A 19,542-nucleotide genomic window follows, 5' to 3' on the forward strand; every position below is an offset into this window, starting at 1 on the left:
GTTTTTTGTTTAACTACGGATATGATTATAATCTTAATAACCTATTACTATGCTAACCGACTTAAACTACTTTTATCATTATATTCAGACGAGTTAGTTATTATGATGTATCAAAAGATTTTCTAATCTCTTAATTCTATACTCTTGAGCCTCTAGTTTTTCTTCCTGTTCTATGGTATACAAAGTTAACTCCTCTATTTTTTGCAACAATTTATTGGTCATTTCAGAAACTTTTAAATCTTCTTTTCTAAACTCCTCTGCTGATGGAATTTCTGGTAAGTGCTTATTTTCTTGAACAAACTTTTTTACTTCTGAAAGCGGTTTTAAGTCGTAATCCTCTTCAAAAACCCAATCAGCAGCATCTGTCAAACTTACTTTTACTTCTTTAGCCCAAATAGTTCCGTTTACTGATAATTTGTTTTGTGGATTTCTAACTCCAATTCCCACGTTACCGCTACTCGATAATATCATCACATCTCTATATTTGTTTCCTAAGGATTCGTCATGTACTCTAAACCAGTATCCACCTCCGTAGAATTTATCATCTCTGTTGTCTGCAATAATAGCATCGTGAGCCTCTCTCCCTATTCTTACAAAACTATAATCTGTACCTGTGTCAACCTTAATACCAGCCCCGTCAACACGTAACCTCTCTACGTTATTTGTAAAAACACCTAGTTTTCCGTCTCCCATTTGTTTAAGACCCGTATCACTATCTCCAATTGCCAAAGCTGGACCGTTAGAAAGATTACCCGACAGTTTACTTGTGCTACCAAGGACCACACCAGAAGGTATATTAACTCCTCCTTCAAAATCTCCATCATAGTTTATAAACAATCTATCGTCTGAAAAATGTACCAGCGCTCTGTTCGACAGTTTAGTGCCTTGATCTCTTCCGTCAAGTTTACCCAAAATAAAATCTGACGCTCCGTTAGAAATTATACCTTTAACATCTAATTTAAAGTTGGGATTACTAGTTCCTATTCCTACTCTACCATTACCATCAATTTTCATAGCCTCGTTTTTATTTCCAACACCAAAAACTAAAGAATTATAATCATCCGCAGCATCTCCAGTATTACTACCCTGAGTAGATCTTATGTAAGCCCTCAAGTGTTTTCGACTTCCATCATCATATAAGAACTGAATTTTATTTGTTCTTTCTAGTGATATATCCCCATCTACTTCTAGCTTAGAAAAAGGTTCAGTAGTCCCAATCCCTATATTACCACTACCCTTAACAGCCAACCTAACTTTGTCTCCTTGACCAGTTATCATTAGTATATCTCTAGTAGCAGATGTTCTTGGTTGTAAGACCAAATGCCCCAAATCTCCGTTAGTAAAAGGATAATTACCTGTCGCGGTATTTTTAGTACTCCAAATAACAGGATTGTGATTATTCATAATAAACTCTGAATGACCAAAGCGGTATAGTTCTAAAACTCCTTTTCCATTTATCTCGCTATCGATAACCTCTTGAGAAAAAACTGTTAAAGGCATTAAGCATAAAAAAATTGCTATTTTTCGTAGTTTGTTCTTCATGTTTTTTTTTAATCAAAAATAATAATTGTTTGTTAGAAAGTCACTTCCACAGTAAGATTCAACAATTTGAATATTATTGTCAACTCCCAAATAAAATACAAAACACCCCTGCCAACACCCCAATTAAGGGAATCAGTTTCATCCGTTTATTTTGTTCTTTAAAAACCAAACCACCAATCACTACAGTAAATAATATTTGGCTTCGTTTAACAGCAGACATAATCATAATTAACGCTTCTGGATCTTGTAATCCTTTGAAATAAAAATAATCAGCCAACAACATCAATAGACCTATTGCTAGAATAGACCAATGAAATTTAAAAACACCCATTTTTTCTTTGTTGGGTTTGTAAACAAATACCACCAACAATAACATAAAAAGGGTAACGTAAAAGAAAAACCACCACTGTACAGTTAAAACCTCATAACTTTTGTACTGTAACAAAAACTTATCATACAAACCACTACTCGATCCAAATACCGTAGCACCTACAATAGCCCATATCCACTTATTGTTTTTAAAAACAATTCCTTCTTTTTTACCTATTTGCGAATAAAATATCATAGAAATTATAATTAGAAAGAAACCTATCCATTGTAATAGAACTGGACTTTCATGATAAATAAATACTGCCCCTAAAAAAGTAAAGAAGGGCCCAGAAGCCCGTATGGGAGTCACAATAGTAATCGGTAAATATTTGAGTGCATAAAAAGCCAAAATCCAAGAACATGTCATCAGAACTGACTTAATTCCTATCAAAAAATGATCTTCCAGAGAAATATTAGGAATGTATAGTCCTAGTGTTTTCATCTTGTTCATATAAAAAATAGACCCTAAAAAAACGGGAAGCAACAATAACAGACTAACTCCGTTTGTTGCCAGTAAAACAGGAAATACAGCATTGTTCTTTACGCTTCTTTTTCTACACAAAGCATTAAAACTTAAAAATAAAGCCGACAGCAACCCTAAATAAATCCACATAATTTTAGTTTCTTAAAGCCGCAAAAATACAACAAGATTAGAACTTACGCTACGCTACAATGTGTAACCTTTTTTAAACAAGTATAGTAAAGGAAAAAGAAGAAGAATAAATATAGGCTGAATAATAAACCTTCGGATGTAAAATAAAATTAGGTTGCCTACATTCACTTCAAAAACAATAAAACTAAAAAACAGCAACATCAATAGCACGAATGCCAAGGTGTAGAACAGCACTATTGTATTAAGAAAGGAATTTTTAGGAAATACAATTTTTAGAATTAATAATGAAATCATTGCATTTATTCCATACCTAAGAGTGTATGAAAAAACTAATTTGAAAATGTTGATTTCGGGTAAAGGTTCTGTTAGATGATTTCCTTTAAAATATTTTAAAAGTGGATCGTAAAATAGGTCGTACTCAAAAGCTCTTACCAGAACTAAGCCCAATAGCAAACCGATTATTATTATAACTTTTAAAGCCTTAGGCATCTCTCTTTTTTAAATTAGAAAAATAGTTCACCCAAATAATCCACAGTAAAAATACATATCCATAAATAATGGCAGGAAAAACAATATTGTGTAATACATCCGTATAACTCCCAAAATGAAAAACTCCGTAAGTAAGGATGGATATTCTTAAAATATTTACGTAATAAATAGTTGCGATTCCAAAAAGTGAAAATAGCACGGTTCGTTTTAAAGTCCCTTTGAATGCCATAACAAAAGCTACAAAGAGAATAATGATACTCACAGAATTACACCCCTCAATAACACCCACTACGTAATAACCATCAACAATCATTTTTACGCACAATTCCGTAGAATCATTTTCGGTTACTGCATTTTGATTAAAAGCGTTTAACAAATTTCTAGATTGGTTGGCTACGTTTCTTGTTAAGGGGTCACAAACAAAAGTTTGCCCCTTTACTTGTGTTAAAGACAGAAACAAAGAATACAAGGCAAAAAGAACAAAGTAGGTTCCAAAAAACCGAAGTAAGAACCACCAAATTTTTTTATTTTTCATCTGTCAATTTTATTTGAAGTATGACTGTAACAACGGTGTTGAAAGTTTATCGTTCACTATAATTACAACACAACTTAAATTCAAAAATAGTTTTAAAATATTAAGTTCTATACAATTTATAAAACTTTAACAATAAACACACTCAATAGTTTATGCTTTGGAGTACTTTTAGTAATTTTGCTTTTTTAATCGAAATTCATAAAAATGAGCACTACGAAACAAGCTAAATCAGCTTTAATTTCAGTATTTCACAAAGATGGTTTAGAGCCAATTGTTAGAAAATTTGACGAGTTAGGGATTACTATTTACACAACTGGGGGAACTGAAAAGTTTATTAGAGACTTAGGTATTAACTGCGTTGCTGTTGAAGATATTACCTCTTACCCGTCAATTTTGGGAGGACGTGTTAAAACCTTGCATCCAAAGGTATTTGGAGGTATTTTAAGCCGTAGAGATAATGAAAGTGACAAAGCACAATTAGCTGAGTTTGAAATTCCTGAAATGGATATTGTTATTGTGGATTTATATCCTTTTGAAAAAACGGTGGCTAGTGGAGCTCCTGAACAAGATATTATTGAAAAAATTGACATCGGTGGTATTTCTTTAATTAGAGCTGCCGCTAAAAACTTTAAAGACGTTATCTGCGTTTCTTCTATGGAACAATATGATGAGTTTTTAAATATCATTTCTACTGACAACGGTGCTACTTCTATTCAAGACAGAAAGCGTTTTTCTGCAAAAGCATTTGCTGTATCTAGTCACTACGATGCTGCTATTTATAACTACATGAATGAAGAGGAAACTAACTTCCGTCAATCTTTTGACAAAGCAACTCCTTTACGTTACGGAGAAAATCCACATCAGAAAGGTGCTTTTTATGGAGATTTAGAGGCTATGTTTGATAAATTACACGGTAAAGAATTATCTTTCAACAACTTATTAGATGTTGATGCTGCGGTAAACTTAATTAACGAATTTAAAGGAGAAGCTCCTACATTCGCTATCTTAAAACACAACAATGCTTGTGGTTTTGCACAAAGAGACAATTTAAGAGATGCTTATGTTGATGCTTTGGCAGGAGACCCTACTTCAGCTTTTGGAGGAGTTTTAATCGCCAATAAAACGATTGATATAGCTACTGCTGAAGAAATTCACAAATTATTCTGTGAGGTAGTAATCGCTCCTGCTTATGATGCAGATGCTTTAGAAGTATTAAAAGGAAAGAAAAACAGAGTAATTCTAATCTTAAAAGATATTGAATTGCCAAAAGTATCCTATCGTACAGCATTAAACGGAGTATTGTTCCAAGATGCGAACTTAGTTACCGATAAAAAAGAAGATTTGAAAAACGTTACAGAAAAAGTAGTAACAGATGCTCAAATCGATGATTTATTGTTTGCTTCTAAAATTTGTAAGCACACGAAATCTAACACAATTATCTTGGTAAAAGACAAAACATTATGTGCGGGAGGTACGGGTCAAACTTCTAGAGTAGATGCTTTAGAGCAAGCGATAGCAAAAGCAAATCATTTTAAATTTGATTTAAAAGGTGCGGTAATGGCTAGTGATGCTTTTTTCCCTTTTCCAGACTGTGTGGAAATTGCTCACAACGCTGGAATAGAAGCTGTCATTCAACCAGGTGGATCTATTAAAGATCAGTTATCTATTGATTATTGTAACGAAAACGGAATTGGAATGGTGTTTACAGGAACTCGCCATTTTAAACATTAATTTTAGTACATTTATAAAGAATACATACAGACACTAAAACAATTCATTAGCACATGGGATTTTTTGACTTTTGGACCGAAGATATTGCCATTGATTTAGGTACAGCCAACACACTTATCATTCACGAAGGTAAAGTGGTGATTGACTCTCCTTCCATTGTGGCAAGAGATAGGACAACTGGAAAAATTATTGCTACAGGTAAAGATGCTAGTTTGATGCAAGGAAAAACGCATGAAAACATCAAAACGATTAGACCGTTGAAGGATGGTGTGATTGCAGATTTCCAAGCTTCTGAAGAAATGATCAAAGAGTTTGTTAAAAGTATTCCTTCCATTAAAAAGAAAGTTTTTGCTCCTTCACTAAGAATGGTCATTTGTATTCCTTCTGGAATTACAGAAGTAGAAAAAAGAGCTGTAAGAGACTCCGCCATTCACATGAATGCAAAAGAAATATACCTTATCTACGAACCAATGGCAGCTGCCATTGGTGTAGGTATTGATATTATGGAGCCAAGAGGTAATATGATTATTGATATAGGGGGTGGTACTACAGAAATTGCTGTAATTGCATTGGCTGGTATTGTATGTGACAAATCTGTTAAAGTTGCGGGTGATTTATTTACCAATGACATCATGTACTACATGAGAACACAACACAACTTGCATGTTGGGGAAACCACTGCCGAGAAAATTAAAATTCAAATAGGAGCTGCTACAGAAGATTTAGAAACTCCTCCTGAAGATATGTTAGTACAAGGGCGAGATTTATTAAGTGGTAAACCTAAACAAGTTCAAGTTTCTTACAGAGAGATTGCCAAAGCCTTAGATAAATCAATTTTAAGGATTGAGGATGCTGTCATGGAAGCCTTATCTTCTACTCCTCCAGAACTAGCAGCTGATATTTACAATACGGGAATCTACCTCGCAGGTGGAGGGTCTATGTTAAGAGGTTTAGACAAACGTTTATCCAGAAAAACAGATTTGCCTGTTTATATTGCTGAAGATCCGTTGAGAGCTGTAGTTAGAGGTACGGGAATTGCCTTAAAAGAGTTAGAAAAATACAAATCCGTACTATTAAGCTAGGCACATGCAATTCATCTTTTATTTAATTCAAAAACACAGAAATTTTCTCTTGTTTTTTGTATTAGAATTGATTGCTTTGTTTCTTACCATACAATATCACTCATACAGAAAAAGCAAATTTATCAATTCTGCCAACAACCTATCTGGTGGAGTGTATAACAGCGTAACTTCTTTCAGAAGTTATCTTTACCTCAAAGAAGAAAACACCTTACTTGCTCAAGAAAACGGCAAACTCAAAAATTATATTCTAAAAAACACTCCTACCCATCTCGAATTTAAGGATAGTGTTGATTTAGGATTTAATCAAAAGTTCCAATACGCTCCTGCCAAAATCATCAATAATGATTTTCATAAAAGGAACAATTACCTAACATTAAATATTGGTGAAAAGGACAATATTCGTCAAGACATGGCTATTGTAAATAGTTTGGGAATTATAGGAATTACAACCAACACATCTAACAACTACGCTAGTGCTATTTCTGTTCTTAACACTAATTTTAAAGCCAACGCTCGTTTAAAAAACAACGAATACTTTGGAACCATTACTTGGGATGGTAGAACGCATAATACCGTACAGCTGGAAGACATTCCTAGGCAGGCTCAATTAAGCGTAGGAGACACCATTATTACAGGAGGTAGATCTGCTATTTTCCCGGAGGGTATACTTATTGGAAAAGTAGTCAATATTAATTTTGAACACAACCGCTACCAGCAAATCAACGTTAAACTATTTAACGATGTGCGAAATGTATCCAATGTATACATCATTAAAAACTTACACAAGAACGAGATTGAACAACTAGAAAAATCAACATATGACTAAGGATAACATCAAAATTGCACTTCATTTTTTGTTGTTAATTCCTTTTCAAGTTTTAATAGCAAACCACTTAAGATTTTTTGGATACATCAACCCTCAAATCGCTATCTTATTTATTCTCTGGTACCCCTTAAAGAAGGATATTACTGGTCTAATTTTGAATGCTTTTTTCTTTGGATTGTTAATTGATATTTTCTGCAACTCCGGTGGTATCAATACTGCTGCTTGTTTGGCTATTGCTTACTTTAAATTACCTTTATTAAAGTTTATTTTTAAGGATAAGGAGCTTGATTTAAAAACTTTTAAATACAGTAACTACAATACCGCTGCTAAAATAATTTTTGTATTTGTTCTCGCGTTTATTCATCAAGTGATACTATACGTTTTAGAGTATTTTAACACTGCTTTTTTAGGAGAAGCCATCTATAAGTCTTTTACAAATAGTTTATTTACTACCTTTGTGGTAACTATCCTTTTAGCCATATTTACGCCAACCAACAAAAAATGAAAAAAAGAAGTCTGCTGTTTCCTATCCTTATTTTGGTTACAGGTATCATCTTTATTTCTAGACTTTTTTTTCTACAAGTTATCAAACACGATAGCAAAGAAGTATCTTTAACAAGCTCTACCATAAAAAGGATTTACACCTATCCTGAAAGAGGTTTTGTTTTTGATAGAAATGGTAAATTAATGGTGGCTAATGAGCAAACCTACGATGTAAAAGTAATTCCTAACGAGGTAAAGCCATTTGATACTGTTGAGTTTTGTAATCTTTTAAAGATTGATAAAAAATATTTGCTCTATAAATTGGCTAGAGCTAAAAAATATTCAAGATGGTTACCTTCCGTTTTTTTAAGTCAGCTCGCTAAAGAAGATTACGCTTATCTACAAGAAAAAATTCATAAGTACAAAGGGTTCAGCATACAATCAAAGGCACTAAGACACTATCCTCATCAATCTTCCGCCAATATTTTGGGCTACGTAAATGAGGTGAATGAAGAGTTGGCTAGAAAAAACCCTTACTATGAGCAGGGAGAGTTGGTAGGAACTCAAGGAATAGAAAAAGAGTACGAATCATTACTTAGAGGTACCAAAGGGGTAGAATACAAATTAAGAGACCGACTAAACAAGGTTATTGGTCCGTACAAAAATGGAATTTACGATACGATTGCCAAACCTGGTAACGATTTAACGCTTTCTATAGATTTAGAACTCCAAAAATACGGAGAACTTCTAATGACAAACAAAAGAGGGGGGATTGTGGCAATTGAACCTAGCTCAGGAGAAATACTGGCTTTGATTACAGCACCGAGCTATGATCCTAATTTAATGGTAGGTCGAAAAAAGTCTAAAAACTCGGTAATTCTATTTAATGACAGTATTAACAAACCTATGTTGGATAGAGGATTACAGGCAGCTTACGCACCTGGATCCCCCTTTAAATTAATTCAAGGATTAATAGGACTTCAAGAAGAGGTCATCACACCTTCCTCTACTTTTTATTGCCACCATGGATATAGGTACGGGAATGCCAAACACAACTTTATGGGATGCCATTGTGATATTGTGGGAAGACCCATCGATTTAAGGCTTGGAATTGCCAAATCTTGTAATAGTTACTTTGCCAACGTTTACAAGCGGTTGATAGAAAAATACCCTAAACCTCAACAAGGAGTAGATGCCTGGGCTACACATTTAAACAGTTTTGGTTTAGGGAATTATTTAGGCTACGATTTACCCACAGGTCGAAAAGGATACATTCCCAATGCAGATTATTACGACCGAGTATACCCCAGAAAAACTTGGAAATTCCCAACTATTATCTCTAATGCCATTGGGCAGGGGGAAGTAGTCACTACTCCTATTCAGCTGGCTAACATGGTAGCTGCCATTGCCAACAGAGGTTATTACTACAAACCCCATGTGCTTAAAAAAATTGATGGAAAAAGTATTGATATTGAAAAATTTACCACCAAACAACAAACCACTGTAAATCCTATACATTTTTCCCCAGTTATAGAGGGAATGCACGATGTCTACAAAAAGGGAACCGCTAAACACGTACAAGTTAAAGGAGTAGATATTTGTGGAAAAACAGGTACGGTGCAAAACTACATCAGAAAAAATGGCATTAAATATATATTGGCAGATCATTCTATATTTGTAGCTTTTGCTCCCAAAGAGAATCCTAAAATAGCCCTAGCTATTTTTGTAGAAAATGGAGGGTATGGCTCTACCATTGCTGCTCCAATTGCCAGTTTAATGATTGAGAAATACCTTTTGGGCACACAAACACTAGCCTGGTGGGAAAAAAGAATTATCAATACTTCTTTGCAAAAAGAATATCAAAAACAACTATCTATACAAAGTCTTGAGGTCGCAAAGAAATAACATATTATTACAAATTGATTGGACGTTAATACTCCTTTATCTACTCCTAGTCTGCTTTGGGTGGATGAATATTTACTCGGCTGCCAGTTCAGAAAACCACCACGAAATATTTGATTTCGCTACGCGTTACGGTAAGCAAATTATTTGGATAGTACTAGGGCTTGTTATAGGTGTATTTCTTTTGTTTATAGAAAGTTCTTTTTACGAAAAGTTTGCAGCCTATATATATCTTTTCTGCATGCTTCTCCTCGCTGGACTTTTCGTTTTTGGTAAAAACATCAATGGAGCCACCTCGTGGTATGCCATTGGAAGCTTTAGTTTACAACCTACAGAATTTGCCAAAACAGGAACCGTACTTGCCCTAGCAAGACTCTTAAACGAAAGGAAATTTAGCTTTGGACCTCTAGTAAACAAGTTAAAGACTTTTGTTATCATCGTTATTCCTGCATTTTTAATTACCCTCCAACCAGATCCTGGATCAGCATTGGTGTATATTTCTTTTATTTTGCTATTCTATCGAGAGGGCTTACATCCAAGTATTATGATTATTGGTGCAGCCGCTATAGCCTTATTTTTGGCTACACTCGTTTTTGGTTATGTTTACGTAATTGCCGTTGTTTTAACCCTCACAATGCTTACCGTTTTATATTTAGTAAAAGTCAAAAAAAAATCACTCCGTTTTGAGTGGATTAAAATTTTAGGACTCCTCATTACTATTATAAGCTACGTGTATAGCGTTTATTACGTATTCAACTATGTATTTAAACAAAGACACCGAGATCGATTTAATATTTTACTGGGATTAAGTAACGACACCAAAAACATTGGATACAATACTTACCAGTCCATCAAAACCATTTCATCTGGAGGTTTTTTTGGAAAAGGTTATTTAGATGGAGATCGAACGCAAGGAAAATTTGTACCCGAACAAGACACCGATTATATTTTTAGTACCATTGGAGAAGAATGGGGTTTTTGGGGTTCTGCATTAACCATTATTTTGTTTATGACCTTTATTTTGAGAATTGTTTATTTAGCAGAAAAACAAAAATCTAAATTCAGTCGAGTGTATGGTTACGGTGTAGCTTGTGTATTCTTTTTTCACGTACTCATCAACATCGCCATGGTCATTGGGTTATTCCCCACCATCGGTATTCCCCTACCCTTTTTTAGTTACGGAGGATCATCTTTATGGGGATTTACCATGTTGCTGTTTATTTTCATCAAGCTAGATGCCTCTAAAAAATACGAACTGTAACGTTATTCATATTTGGGTGTTCCCTTGCAGGTCGGGCTATCCGTTATATCTTTTACTTGTTTTCGATACAAATTTATTCCGTTACACTTCATAAATTCACTCAAACTGGCAGTAAAAGGATGCCACTACTATCCCTAACACGTTTAGTTGCGTGGTTGGTGGTTGATCAATAAACTAAAAAATTACTGCTAAGCCCTATCATCTTGATTTCAAAACCTATTTAACGCCAGTTCAGTACAATTAACGTGAAGTTTTAGCATAATCATTTTAAGTGATTTTCAACAGAAAATTGTATTGAGAAATCCAGATGCTCCTGCTTCTGCAAATTGGTGCTCATCAACCTAAAACTAAATTCCATACCCCTTGTCTCCTAAATCCTATATCCGTATTTTTGGCACATCATTAAATTCAAATAATTCAAGGATGACTTTAGATCAGTTAGTATCAGAAATCAAAAGAAAAAAATCTTTTTTATGTGTAGGTTTAGATGTTGATTTAAACAAAATACCTACTCATTTATTAGCTACCGAAGATCCCATTTTTGAATTTAACAAACAAATTATAGAGGCCACACATCATGCAGCTGTAGCCTATAAACCCAACACCGCTTTTTACGAAGCCTATGGTATTAAGGGATGGCAATCTTTAGATAAAACCATCAAATACATCAACGACAAGTACCCAGAAATTTTTACCATTGCAGATGCCAAACGTGGAGACATTGGAAACACCTCAACCATGTATGCCAAAGCATTTTTTGAAGATTTAGATTTTGATTCTGTAACCGTAGCTCCTTACATGGGAAGCGATTCTGTAGAACCTTTCTTAGCTTTTAAGGATAAATTCACCATCATGCTAGCATTAACCTCTAATAAAGGTGGGCTAGATTTTCAAGGCAAAGAACTAAACTCCAAAGAACCCCTTTACAAAGAGGTTTTAAGAACATCTTTGACTTGGAATAATTCAGAAAACCTAATGTTTGTGGTGGGAGCTACCAAAGCAGAATATTTTAAAGGAATTAGGGAAATTGCTCCCAATAGCTTTTTGCTTGTTCCTGGAGTGGGTGCACAAGGTGGTAGTTTAGAGGGAGTTTGTGAGCACGGTATCAACAAGGAAAATATTGGTCTACTAATCAATTCCTCTAGAGGTATTATTTATGCAAGCAATGAAAATAATTTTGCGGAGGCTGCAAAATTAGAAGCTGAGAAGCTACAGCAACAAATGGCAACTATTTTGGCTAATAACAACATTGCATAATGACTTTTATTGATGATTTAGGTAACGAATTAAATTTTGATAAAAAACCTAAAAGAATAATCTCCTTAGTTCCCTCTATTTCAGAAACGTTATATGATTTAAACGTAGAAGAACTTATTATAGGAGTTACTAAATTTTGTGTACACCCAGCCCATTTTAAGCATACAAAGGCTATTGTTGGAGGCACAAAAAAAGTAAAATTAGACCTGATAAAGGAACTAAAACCCGATTTGGTCTTTTGCAATAAAGAAGAAAATACTCCTGAAATTGTTGCAGCTTTACAAAAGTTTACTCAAGTGTATGTTACAGAAATTTCATCTATTGAAGATACACAACGTATGATCAAAAATATGGGGATGATGCTTAATAGAAGAACTGAAGCAGATTTGTTAAACAGAAAAATCAATTTGAAATTGGAAGATTTTTCTTCTTTTGTCAAAGATTTTGATAATAAAAAAGTAGCTTATTTTATTTGGCACAATCCGTGGATGGTAGCTGCTAACAACACTTACATCAACTCAATGTTGTCTCTGTGTAAATTCGATAATATTTATCAAAACCTAGAACAATATCCAGAAATAAATCCACAGAGAATAAGACACGACGGAGATCCTGAAGTTTTGTTATTTTCATCAGAACCTTTCCCTTTTAAGGACCAGCACGCTTTTGAAATAAGTGAATACACCAACAGATCTAGTGCCGTTTTTGTAGACGGAGAAATGTTTAGTTGGTTTGGTTCTAGAATTCTTAAAGCTTTTGATTATTTTAAGATTCTGAGAATTAGATTAAATGAGGGTTCTTCTTTTAAGTAAGCATTAGAACTATCTACAACTACTGAATTTTCACAAATACTATTAAGCAAACAACCCCAATAAAATAATTTTGTTGGGGTTGTTTAAGTATTATAAAATGTTTCAGTAATCAATTACTTTTTATCCTGCAAAGCAAATACCTTTTGTAACAAAGTAGAAGATCGTTCAGAAATATCTGTTCTAATTTTTTGCTCCTCAACCGCAATCATTGTATACACTCCAGCCAAAGCTTTTTGGGTAACATAATCCGTTAAATCAGGATTTACTTTAGAGATAAATGGCAATTGATTGTACTTTGTAATTAATCGAGACCAAATATCAGCAGCTCCTACCTTATCAAAAGATCTCTTAATCACCGGATTAAAAGATGCATATAGCTTATCGTTTGTGGTATTCGTTAAATAATTTGTAGCAGCTGTATTGTCTCCCATTAAAATATTACGAGCATCGTTAAAACTCATGCTCTTAATTGCGTTTACAAAAATAGGAGTAGCTGTTTTAACAGCATCAGAGGCGGTAGCGTTTAGAGCAATTAATCCTCTGTCTGCCAAATCTCCCAAACCAAACTTTCGTAAAGTTTCATCAACCTTTTGCAACTCCTCTGGTAAAGCTATTTTTACCAATTCGTTATTGTAAAAACCTTTTTCTGAGGTCAACTTACTTACTTGGTCGGATATTCCTTTGTTCAAGGCAGCTTTTAGTCCCTTAGAAATATCTAAATTGCTCAAAGGAGCACCTTTGGATATCTGGTCTATTGGCAAACTTTTAACTATGTTATTCAATTCTGCACAACTTGTTAAGACTAACGCTAGTGCCAAAACTACTATTTTCTTCATTTAATTTATTTTTTAAAAGTGTCCGTTTTTTTATCATAGCCATAAGGGCAATGCTTGCATCCGCTTTTGCAGCAATATCCTCTTTTTAAGTGATACTGCTCCGTAAAAACTCTGTAACCTTGCTCATTGGTATAATAATCCCCTTCTTCTGGTTTGATATCTAATTTATTCATCGACATCAAAAATACTAAGCTTATTTATCTATTCCAGTAAAATTTGATTAAAAAATGAATCTTTTTATAATTTCAATCGTCTTATTAGTAGAAAGTAACCTTAAATTTTAAAATCATGAAAGACACGAATTGTACTTGCAAGTGTAATGGATGCACAAACGGAAACTGTACAAATTGTACCTGCGATAGCTGTACATGTTCTCATTGTAATTGTTAAATTTATAAATGGCTACTTATAACAAACGAGTAGCCATTTTTTGAACATTTATTTATGGATACAGAAAATATTTGGAATCAATTTTCGGAAGATATAAAGCGTTTCGTCTTTAGTAAAACTAAGGATACCGTAATTACTGATGATATTTTGCAAGAAGTGTTTATTAAAATCCACACACATCAAAAAAATTTAAAGGATGGTACAAAATTAAAATCATGGATTTTTACCATCGCCAACAATACCGTATTAGACTATTTTAAAAAGCACAAAAATTTAAATCGTTCTGATTCGTTGATAACACCAGCAACCGAAAAAACAGAGAATCACAATGCTGTAGACTGCATATTGCCCCTAATTCTAAGACTTCCAAAAAAATACAAGGATGTACTATTTTTAAGTACTATTAAGCAATACAAGCATCAAAAAATAGCCGAAGAACTTAACATCAGCTTAGCTGCCACCAAGTCTAGAATATTAAGAGGTAAAGAATTGCTAAAGCAAGGCTTTGTTGATTGTTGCAACTATAGTATTGACGACAATGGTTATTTAAAAGGTGAACACAAAGACATTGATGAGTGCAAAGTTTGTAAGCCTCAACACAACTAAGTATTTTTGAAAAAACTTTTTACTTAATGGCTACAGATGTTTTGGGAAATGCTTTAAAAGCATATTATTTTGATAAAAACGTCAAAGACAAGTTGCTCACGAACTCCTCCGTTAGCGAAGAAGATGAAATGCCTTTAGATTATTTACTAAGAAATTTTAACCAAATGCCTCCTTTGGAACAAAAGGCTTTACAACTCGCTAAGGGAAAGGTGTTAGATGTGGGCTGTGGAGCGGGTAGTCACTCCTTGTACCTGCAACAAAGTAAAAACTTAAAAGTAACCGCTATTGATATTTCTGGAGGGGCCGTAGAAGTTGCAAAAGATAGAGGGCTCCATAAAGTAAACGTTGCAAATATTTACAACTTTGCAACTGACGAAAAGTTCGACACTATTTTAGTATTGATGAACGGTACTGGAATTTGTGGAAAACTTAGCAGGTTAGCAGAATTTTTAAAGCATCTATCTAGCTTTTTAACCCCCAAAGGTCAAATTTTAATAGACTCTTCCGATATTATTTATATGTTTGAAGATGAAAACGGAGATCATTGGATAGATGGTACCCAAGATTATTACGGAGAGGTACAGTTTTGGATGAACTATAAAGAGCAACAATCGGAAACTTTTGATTGGCTGTATGTAGATTACAATACTCTGCAACGATGTGCCGTTTACAATGGTTTAAACTGTGAACTCATTCAAGAAGGAGAACATTATGATTATTTAGCCAAAATTACCAAAGCTTAACTTATGAAAAAGACAATAACATTCCTCTTATTCTTTTGTTTTATGCTGAGTAATACCTATGCTCAAAAAAGTTATAAAGAGCTAATTACCCTACATAGAACCGAGTTAAACAACCATTTTAAAGACAAAACAAAAAGTCCTCTACCCAAAACCAAACGTAAAAAGTTTAATTCGCTACCTTTTTTTCCTATCAACTCTAAATACAAGGTAAAAGCTAAACTAACCTATACCTTTAACAGTCCTGTTTTTTATATGGAAACTACGGGAACACAAAAAGACCCATACCAGCAATACGCTTTAGCAACCTTTATGCTTGATGGTAAAGAGTACACACTCAGTATTTACCAAAACATTGCGTTAAAAAACAAAAGAGGATATCAAAACTATTTATTTATCCCATTTACAGATATCACCAACGGAACTACCACTTATAGTGGAGGTAGATACATAGATACTACTATTCCTGAGAACCCTACAGGTTATATCACCTTAGACTTTAACAAAGCTTACAATCCTTATTGTGCTTACAACAAAAATTTTGTCTGCCCAATTCCTCCAAAAAATAATCATATAGCTACTAAAATTTTGGCGGGAGTAAAATATTAAACAGCGTTTAGAAATACCGAATATCCTTGGAAAAGATGTGTGGTACTTATTAATTACACTATTAGCTATTTATTTCACTAAGTAGAAGTGACAATAGTATGGTATAAGCTCTTTTTAGAACCATCAATCTTATAATACTTCGAGTTACTTACTTATGTTTGTAATTATCTTCAAAATCAAACACAATGAAAAAACAACTCTTAATTATCACGCTTATCGCTGCTTTTAGTAATAGCCTATTTGCTCAAAGTACTTTTACACTAACTAGTAAAACAATTGGTGGAGAAACTACAAAATCTGAAGAATTTAATGGTTTTGGATGTACTGGTAAAAACGAATCTCCCCAATTATCGTGGAAAAATGCTCCTAATGGAACAAAAAGCTTTGCTATTACGATGTACGATCCGGATGCTCCTACAGGTAGTGGGTGGTGGCATTGGTTGGTCTTTGATATTCCTGCCAATGTGAATGAATTGGTTGCCAATGCTGGAAACATCAACTTAAACTTAGCTCCTAAACAAGCTATTCAAAGTGTTACGGATTATGGTACCAATGGTTATGGTGGACCTTGCCCTCCTAAAGGACACGGATTACACCAATATATGATTACCGTGTATGCCTTAAAAACAGATAAGTTAGGATTGGATAAAAACGTCAATGCCGCAGTTGTGGGCTATTATTTAAATAATAACACCATTGCCAAGGCTAGCATTGTTAGTTATTATAAAAGAGACTAGTCAAAATTTGAAAAAACCGAAAGAAGTCACATACTTCTTTCGGTTTTTTCATTTCTCCTATTATCTCAAGTTAGCTTAGCTTGCATTATGTGTTGCTCCTAATGTTTAGGAGAAAGCACTTGTTTTAGAGATTAAGTGCTTTAATTCACATCTTTTTATAATGGCGAATCTTTCAGCAGTCTATGATTAATCGATATTAGCTAGGGATTTAAATCATTCGAACCTCTATATTTTTGAACAAACTATTTAGAATAAATCACAATCTTAGAAGATTTTAAAGATTTGGATTTGGCAGTGACTTCTATCTTTCCTTTCTTTTCTGTCGATTTTATGATCAACACACATTTACCGTTAAAAGCTTTTATTTGCGGTTTTTGAAAAGACTCATTACTTATTTGATTTCCGTTGTCAACAGCAACCAAAACACCTTCTCCTTTTACTGAAAATTTTATCAAATTATCTGCGTTAGGACATAAGTTTCCTTTAGTATCTTTGATCTCGATAGCGATGTATACCAAATCATTACCATCAGCCGTTAGGATTTTGTTATCTGCTGTTAACGTCGTTTTAGATGGTTTTCCCGCTGTAAAAATTTGTTCCTCTTTAACAACTTCTCCATTCTTATAACCAACTACTTTTATGTTACCAGCCCTGTATGGAACTTCCCAAGATAGTCTATATTTAGATTTAAAAGTTTTTGATTCATCATTTAAAAAATCAACAGGAATTTCCGTAACATCCTTTCCCTTCACCTTACTACCCATAGAAACTCCATTCACAAACAATTCTGCTTCATCGCAGTTGGTGTAACAATAAACAGGTATCTTTTTTCCTTCGTTACCTTTCCAATTCCAATGAGGCAGTAAGTGTATCATAGGAGCTTCAGTCCATTGGCTTTGGTACAAGTAAAAACGATCTTTAGGAAATCCACATAAATCTACAGCTCCAAAGTAAGAAGCACGGGAAGGCCAATTTTTATTCCAATTGTTATCGTTAGCATTGTCTTCAGTTGTGATTGTAGTTTGTGGTTTTAAATAATCAAAACCTGTATAAACAAACGCTCCTAGAAGGTCTGTGTTTTTTTCTTGAAAATAGAATTCCACATCTGGTGGATAAGTCCCTATAGGACCTGCAACATCATAACTTGTAACGTGTTGGGATTTATGAGTATTGTAATTTTTTATGGGTAAGTGATACACTCCTCTACTGCTTGCGTATCCCGAAGTTTTTGAACCGTATAAAGGCAATTGTGAGAACATCTTTCGAATAGCCTGATATTCTGATGGCTTGTAATTTATTCCCGGAATTTGTACCTGCTGTGCAAAGTTAAAAGCATAAGTGCTTTTGTAATTGTCTAGCCCCATAGTCGTTGGACGTGATGGGTCCATCTCAACACAAAGATCGTGTAGTCTTTTCGCTATTTTATATCCGTTTTTTCTACTACTCTGTTCTAGTATTCCATCTCCCAAACTCCACATTACTATAGATGGATGATTTCTATCTCTAGTAATAATATCTTTTAAATCGCGCTCAGACCAGTCCTCAAAATATCTATCATAACCATTGGTAGTATTGCTTTTCTGCCATACATCAAAAAATTCGTCTATTACCATCAACCCAATTTCATCGCACAACTCTAAAAACTCTCTAGAAGGTGGATTATGGCTTACTTTAACCGCATTTGCTCCCATCTCTTTCATCAATCTAAGTTTTCTTTCATCTGCTTTTCGATATACAGCAGTCCCTAAACTTCCGTTATCGTGACGTAAGCAAACCCCTTTAAATCTAATATTTTGATTATTGATGTAAAAACCGTCGTTGGTATAAGTCAAAGTTCTTAGTCCGATTCTAGTCAGAAAAGTATCTATCTTCACCCCACCTTCGTGTAACGTTGTAATTACGTTGTATATATTAGGAGTATCAATGTCCCACTTTTGTGGTTTGTTAATTTTGGTGTAAGTAGCAGAAACTCCTCTTGAATTTGCTGGAACGGTTACGATTTCTCTTTCTATCGCTACGCTTTGTCCTGTTGGAGAAATGTATTCGTGCCTAACTTCTATATTTACTTTGCTGCCTTTTTTGTTGATGATTGTCGTTTCGTTCTGAACAATAGCAAAATCTTGGTTGATTGTTGAAGTCTTAAAATAGGTTCCCCAAATATCAATGTAAATAGGCTCATCTACTCTTAACCATACAGACCTGTACAAACCTGCTCCCGAGTACCCACGAAAAGATAATTCGTCAGGATTTAATCTCACGGCTATGATGTTTTCTGTATCATCATATTTTAAATATTGTGAGATATCAAGCTCAAAACCAATATACCCATTAGGCCTACTTCCCACGAGTTGTCCATTAATCCACACCTGAGCATTGCACATAGCACCCTCAAATTCTATTCTTACTACTTTACCTTGATTTTCTGGCTTTACTTTAATTTTTTTTCGATACCAACCTATCCCTTTATAAGAAAAGTTTCCATTGGCTCCATTTTTTTTAACATCAAAAGAATTTTCTATCACCCAATCATGTGGTAAGTTCAGCGTTCGCCATCCGGAATCATCAAATAGGGGCTGTTCTGCTCCTTTAACATTCTTATTCAAAAACTTCCACGATTTGTTAAAATTGACATCCTGAGCTTTAACAGAGCTAAAGACCAAGCATATCAAAACACATATCAAATAGAAATTTTTCATTTTAGTAATCTTATTTTTCTTTAAAG

19 protein-coding genes are annotated in these 19,542 nt (G+C 34.1%); 12 read left to right on the plus strand and 7 right to left on the minus strand.

The features are described 5' to 3' along the window. Nucleotides 1-93: 93 nt before the first annotated feature. The 4 genes from ACXGQW_RS04665 to xrtF all read right to left on the minus strand — a co-directional run bounded on the left by ACXGQW_RS04665 (nucleotide 94) and on the right by xrtF (nucleotide 3,548). Nucleotides 94-1,542, minus strand: coding sequence for a hypothetical protein (locus ACXGQW_RS04665; RefSeq protein WP_457823937.1), 1,449 nt, complete (start codon nucleotides 1,540-1,542; stop codon nucleotides 94-96). Between the two features lie 79 nt (nucleotides 1,543-1,621). Beyond that, nucleotides 1,622-2,524, minus strand: coding sequence for an EamA family transporter (locus ACXGQW_RS04670; protein ID WP_457823938.1), 903 nt, complete (start codon nucleotides 2,522-2,524; stop codon nucleotides 1,622-1,624). Between the two features lie 54 nt (nucleotides 2,525-2,578). Continuing rightward, entirely contained in the window at nucleotides 2,579-3,013 is a 435-nt protein-coding gene (locus ACXGQW_RS04675; protein ID WP_457823939.1) for an exosortase F system-associated membrane protein, read from the minus strand. Then, nucleotides 3,006-3,548 carry an exosortase family protein XrtF gene (gene xrtF, locus ACXGQW_RS04680; RefSeq protein WP_457823940.1) on the minus strand — a complete coding sequence of 181 codons (543 nt, stop codon included), beginning with the start codon at nucleotides 3,546-3,548 and terminating at the stop codon, nucleotides 3,006-3,008. Before xrtF ends, ACXGQW_RS04675 begins: the two co-directional genes overlap by 8 nt. A 204-nt stretch (nucleotides 3,549-3,752) precedes the next feature. Between xrtF and purH the strand changes: the two genes are divergently transcribed. The 8 genes from purH (at nucleotide 3,753) to ACXGQW_RS04720 (ending at nucleotide 12,902) form a co-directional block, all read left to right on the plus strand. After that, complete coding sequence (gene purH / locus ACXGQW_RS04685; protein ID WP_457823941.1) at nucleotides 3,753-5,279, plus strand: bifunctional phosphoribosylaminoimidazolecarboxamide formyltransferase/IMP cyclohydrolase; 1,527 nt, start codon at nucleotides 3,753-3,755, stop codon at nucleotides 5,277-5,279. A gap of 53 nt (nucleotides 5,280-5,332) precedes the next feature. Continuing rightward, the gene (locus tag ACXGQW_RS04690; protein ID WP_457823942.1) at nucleotides 5,333-6,361 is read left to right on the plus strand and encodes a rod shape-determining protein; all 1,029 of its coding nucleotides are present in this window, start codon (nucleotides 5,333-5,335) and stop codon (nucleotides 6,359-6,361) included. Nucleotides 6,362-6,365: 4 nt separating this feature from the next. Then, the gene (gene mreC / locus ACXGQW_RS04695) at nucleotides 6,366-7,187 is read left to right on the plus strand and encodes a rod shape-determining protein MreC (protein WP_457823943.1); all 822 of its coding nucleotides are present in this window, start codon (nucleotides 6,366-6,368) and stop codon (nucleotides 7,185-7,187) included. Beyond that, nucleotides 7,180-7,692, plus strand: coding sequence for a hypothetical protein (locus ACXGQW_RS04700; RefSeq protein WP_457823944.1), 513 nt, complete (start codon nucleotides 7,180-7,182; stop codon nucleotides 7,690-7,692). The genes mreC and ACXGQW_RS04700 overlap by 8 nt, the downstream gene beginning before the upstream one ends. Further along, a complete protein-coding gene (gene mrdA / locus ACXGQW_RS04705) occupies nucleotides 7,689-9,575 on the plus strand; it encodes a penicillin-binding protein 2 (protein ID WP_457823945.1) in 1,887 nt (628 codons plus the stop codon). Before ACXGQW_RS04700 ends, mrdA begins: the two co-directional genes overlap by 4 nt. Continuing rightward, a complete protein-coding gene (gene rodA / locus ACXGQW_RS04710; RefSeq protein WP_457823946.1) occupies nucleotides 9,556-10,833 on the plus strand; it encodes a rod shape-determining protein RodA in 1,278 nt (425 codons plus the stop codon). Before mrdA ends, rodA begins: the two co-directional genes overlap by 20 nt. A gap of 423 nt (nucleotides 10,834-11,256) precedes the next feature. Further along, nucleotides 11,257-12,090: an orotidine-5'-phosphate decarboxylase gene (gene pyrF, locus ACXGQW_RS04715; protein WP_457823947.1), complete on the plus strand. Its 834-nt coding sequence runs from the start codon at nucleotides 11,257-11,259 to the stop codon at nucleotides 12,088-12,090. Beyond that, nucleotides 12,090-12,902 carry an ABC transporter substrate-binding protein gene (locus tag ACXGQW_RS04720; RefSeq protein WP_457823948.1) on the plus strand — a complete coding sequence of 271 codons (813 nt, stop codon included), beginning with the start codon at nucleotides 12,090-12,092 and terminating at the stop codon, nucleotides 12,900-12,902. The genes pyrF and ACXGQW_RS04720 overlap by 1 nt, the downstream gene beginning before the upstream one ends. A 113-nt stretch (nucleotides 12,903-13,015) precedes the next feature. Here ACXGQW_RS04720 and ACXGQW_RS04725 read toward each other — a convergent pair whose 3' ends face one another. Beyond that, on the minus strand, nucleotides 13,016-13,738 hold the full coding sequence (locus ACXGQW_RS04725) for a DUF4197 domain-containing protein (RefSeq protein WP_457823949.1): 723 nt from the start codon (nucleotides 13,736-13,738) through the stop codon (nucleotides 13,016-13,018). Between the two features lie 5 nt (nucleotides 13,739-13,743). Beyond that, complete coding sequence (locus ACXGQW_RS04730) at nucleotides 13,744-13,911, minus strand: DUF5522 domain-containing protein (RefSeq protein ID WP_457823950.1); 168 nt, start codon at nucleotides 13,909-13,911, stop codon at nucleotides 13,744-13,746. 271 nt (nucleotides 13,912-14,182) lie between these two features. Here ACXGQW_RS04730 and ACXGQW_RS04735 point away from each other — a divergent pair, with 271 nt between their 5' ends. From ACXGQW_RS04735 to ACXGQW_RS04750, 4 genes are all read left to right on the plus strand, one after another. Beyond that, nucleotides 14,183-14,734 carry a sigma-70 family RNA polymerase sigma factor gene (locus ACXGQW_RS04735; RefSeq protein ID WP_457823951.1) on the plus strand — a complete coding sequence of 184 codons (552 nt, stop codon included), beginning with the start codon at nucleotides 14,183-14,185 and terminating at the stop codon, nucleotides 14,732-14,734. 26 nt (nucleotides 14,735-14,760) lie between these two features. Further along, on the plus strand, nucleotides 14,761-15,477 hold the full coding sequence (locus ACXGQW_RS04740; RefSeq protein WP_457823952.1) for a class I SAM-dependent methyltransferase: 717 nt from the start codon (nucleotides 14,761-14,763) through the stop codon (nucleotides 15,475-15,477). 3 nt (nucleotides 15,478-15,480) lie between these two features. Next, the gene (locus tag ACXGQW_RS04745; protein ID WP_457823953.1) at nucleotides 15,481-16,083 is read left to right on the plus strand and encodes a DUF1684 domain-containing protein; all 603 of its coding nucleotides are present in this window, start codon (nucleotides 15,481-15,483) and stop codon (nucleotides 16,081-16,083) included. A gap of 185 nt (nucleotides 16,084-16,268) precedes the next feature. Beyond that, nucleotides 16,269-16,820 carry a YbhB/YbcL family Raf kinase inhibitor-like protein gene (locus tag ACXGQW_RS04750; RefSeq protein ID WP_457823954.1) on the plus strand — a complete coding sequence of 184 codons (552 nt, stop codon included), beginning with the start codon at nucleotides 16,269-16,271 and terminating at the stop codon, nucleotides 16,818-16,820. A 242-nt stretch (nucleotides 16,821-17,062) separates the two neighbouring features. On the opposite strand, the gene ACXGQW_RS04755 is transcribed toward ACXGQW_RS04750, so the two are convergent. Next, the gene (locus tag ACXGQW_RS04755) at nucleotides 17,063-19,516 is read right to left on the minus strand and encodes a glycoside hydrolase family 2 TIM barrel-domain containing protein (RefSeq protein ID WP_457823955.1); all 2,454 of its coding nucleotides are present in this window, start codon (nucleotides 19,514-19,516) and stop codon (nucleotides 17,063-17,065) included. Between the last annotated feature and the right edge of the window lie 26 nt (nucleotides 19,517-19,542).

The organism is Wenyingzhuangia sp. IMCC45533 (genome assembly GCF_054111225.1).

Bases quoted from the DNA above. Each gene is read 5' to 3' on its own strand.
- ACXGQW_RS04665 (WP_457823937.1), bottom strand. From the start codon at position 1,542: ATGAAGAACAAACTACGAAAAATAGCAATTTTTTTATGCTTAATGCCT.
- ACXGQW_RS04670 (WP_457823938.1), bottom strand. From the start codon at position 2,524: ATGTGGATTTATTTAGGGTTGCTGTCGGCTTTATTTTTAAGTTTTAAT.
- ACXGQW_RS04675 (WP_457823939.1), bottom strand. From the start codon at position 3,013: ATGCCTAAGGCTTTAAAAGTTATAATAATAATCGGTTTGCTATTGGGC.
- xrtF (WP_457823940.1), bottom strand. From the start codon at position 3,548: ATGAAAAATAAAAAAATTTGGTGGTTCTTACTTCGGTTTTTTGGAACC.
- purH (WP_457823941.1), top strand. From the start codon at position 3,753: ATGAGCACTACGAAACAAGCTAAATCAGCTTTAATTTCAGTATTTCAC.
- ACXGQW_RS04690 (WP_457823942.1), top strand. From the start codon at position 5,333: ATGGGATTTTTTGACTTTTGGACCGAAGATATTGCCATTGATTTAGGT.
- mreC (WP_457823943.1), top strand. From the start codon at position 6,366: ATGCAATTCATCTTTTATTTAATTCAAAAACACAGAAATTTTCTCTTG.
- ACXGQW_RS04700 (WP_457823944.1), top strand. From the start codon at position 7,180: ATGACTAAGGATAACATCAAAATTGCACTTCATTTTTTGTTGTTAATT.
- mrdA (WP_457823945.1), top strand. From the start codon at position 7,689: ATGAAAAAAAGAAGTCTGCTGTTTCCTATCCTTATTTTGGTTACAGGT.
- pyrF (WP_457823947.1), top strand. From the start codon at position 11,257: ATGACTTTAGATCAGTTAGTATCAGAAATCAAAAGAAAAAAATCTTTT.
- ACXGQW_RS04720 (WP_457823948.1), top strand. From the start codon at position 12,090: ATGACTTTTATTGATGATTTAGGTAACGAATTAAATTTTGATAAAAAA.
- ACXGQW_RS04725 (WP_457823949.1), bottom strand. From the start codon at position 13,738: ATGAAGAAAATAGTAGTTTTGGCACTAGCGTTAGTCTTAACAAGTTGT.
- ACXGQW_RS04730 (WP_457823950.1), bottom strand. From the start codon at position 13,911: ATGAATAAATTAGATATCAAACCAGAAGAAGGGGATTATTATACCAAT.
- ACXGQW_RS04735 (WP_457823951.1), top strand. From the start codon at position 14,183: ATGGATACAGAAAATATTTGGAATCAATTTTCGGAAGATATAAAGCGT.
- ACXGQW_RS04740 (WP_457823952.1), top strand. From the start codon at position 14,761: ATGGCTACAGATGTTTTGGGAAATGCTTTAAAAGCATATTATTTTGAT.
- ACXGQW_RS04745 (WP_457823953.1), top strand. From the start codon at position 15,481: ATGAAAAAGACAATAACATTCCTCTTATTCTTTTGTTTTATGCTGAGT.
- ACXGQW_RS04750 (WP_457823954.1), top strand. From the start codon at position 16,269: ATGAAAAAACAACTCTTAATTATCACGCTTATCGCTGCTTTTAGTAAT.
- ACXGQW_RS04755 (WP_457823955.1), bottom strand. From the start codon at position 19,516: ATGAAAAATTTCTATTTGATATGTGTTTTGATATGCTTGGTCTTTAGC.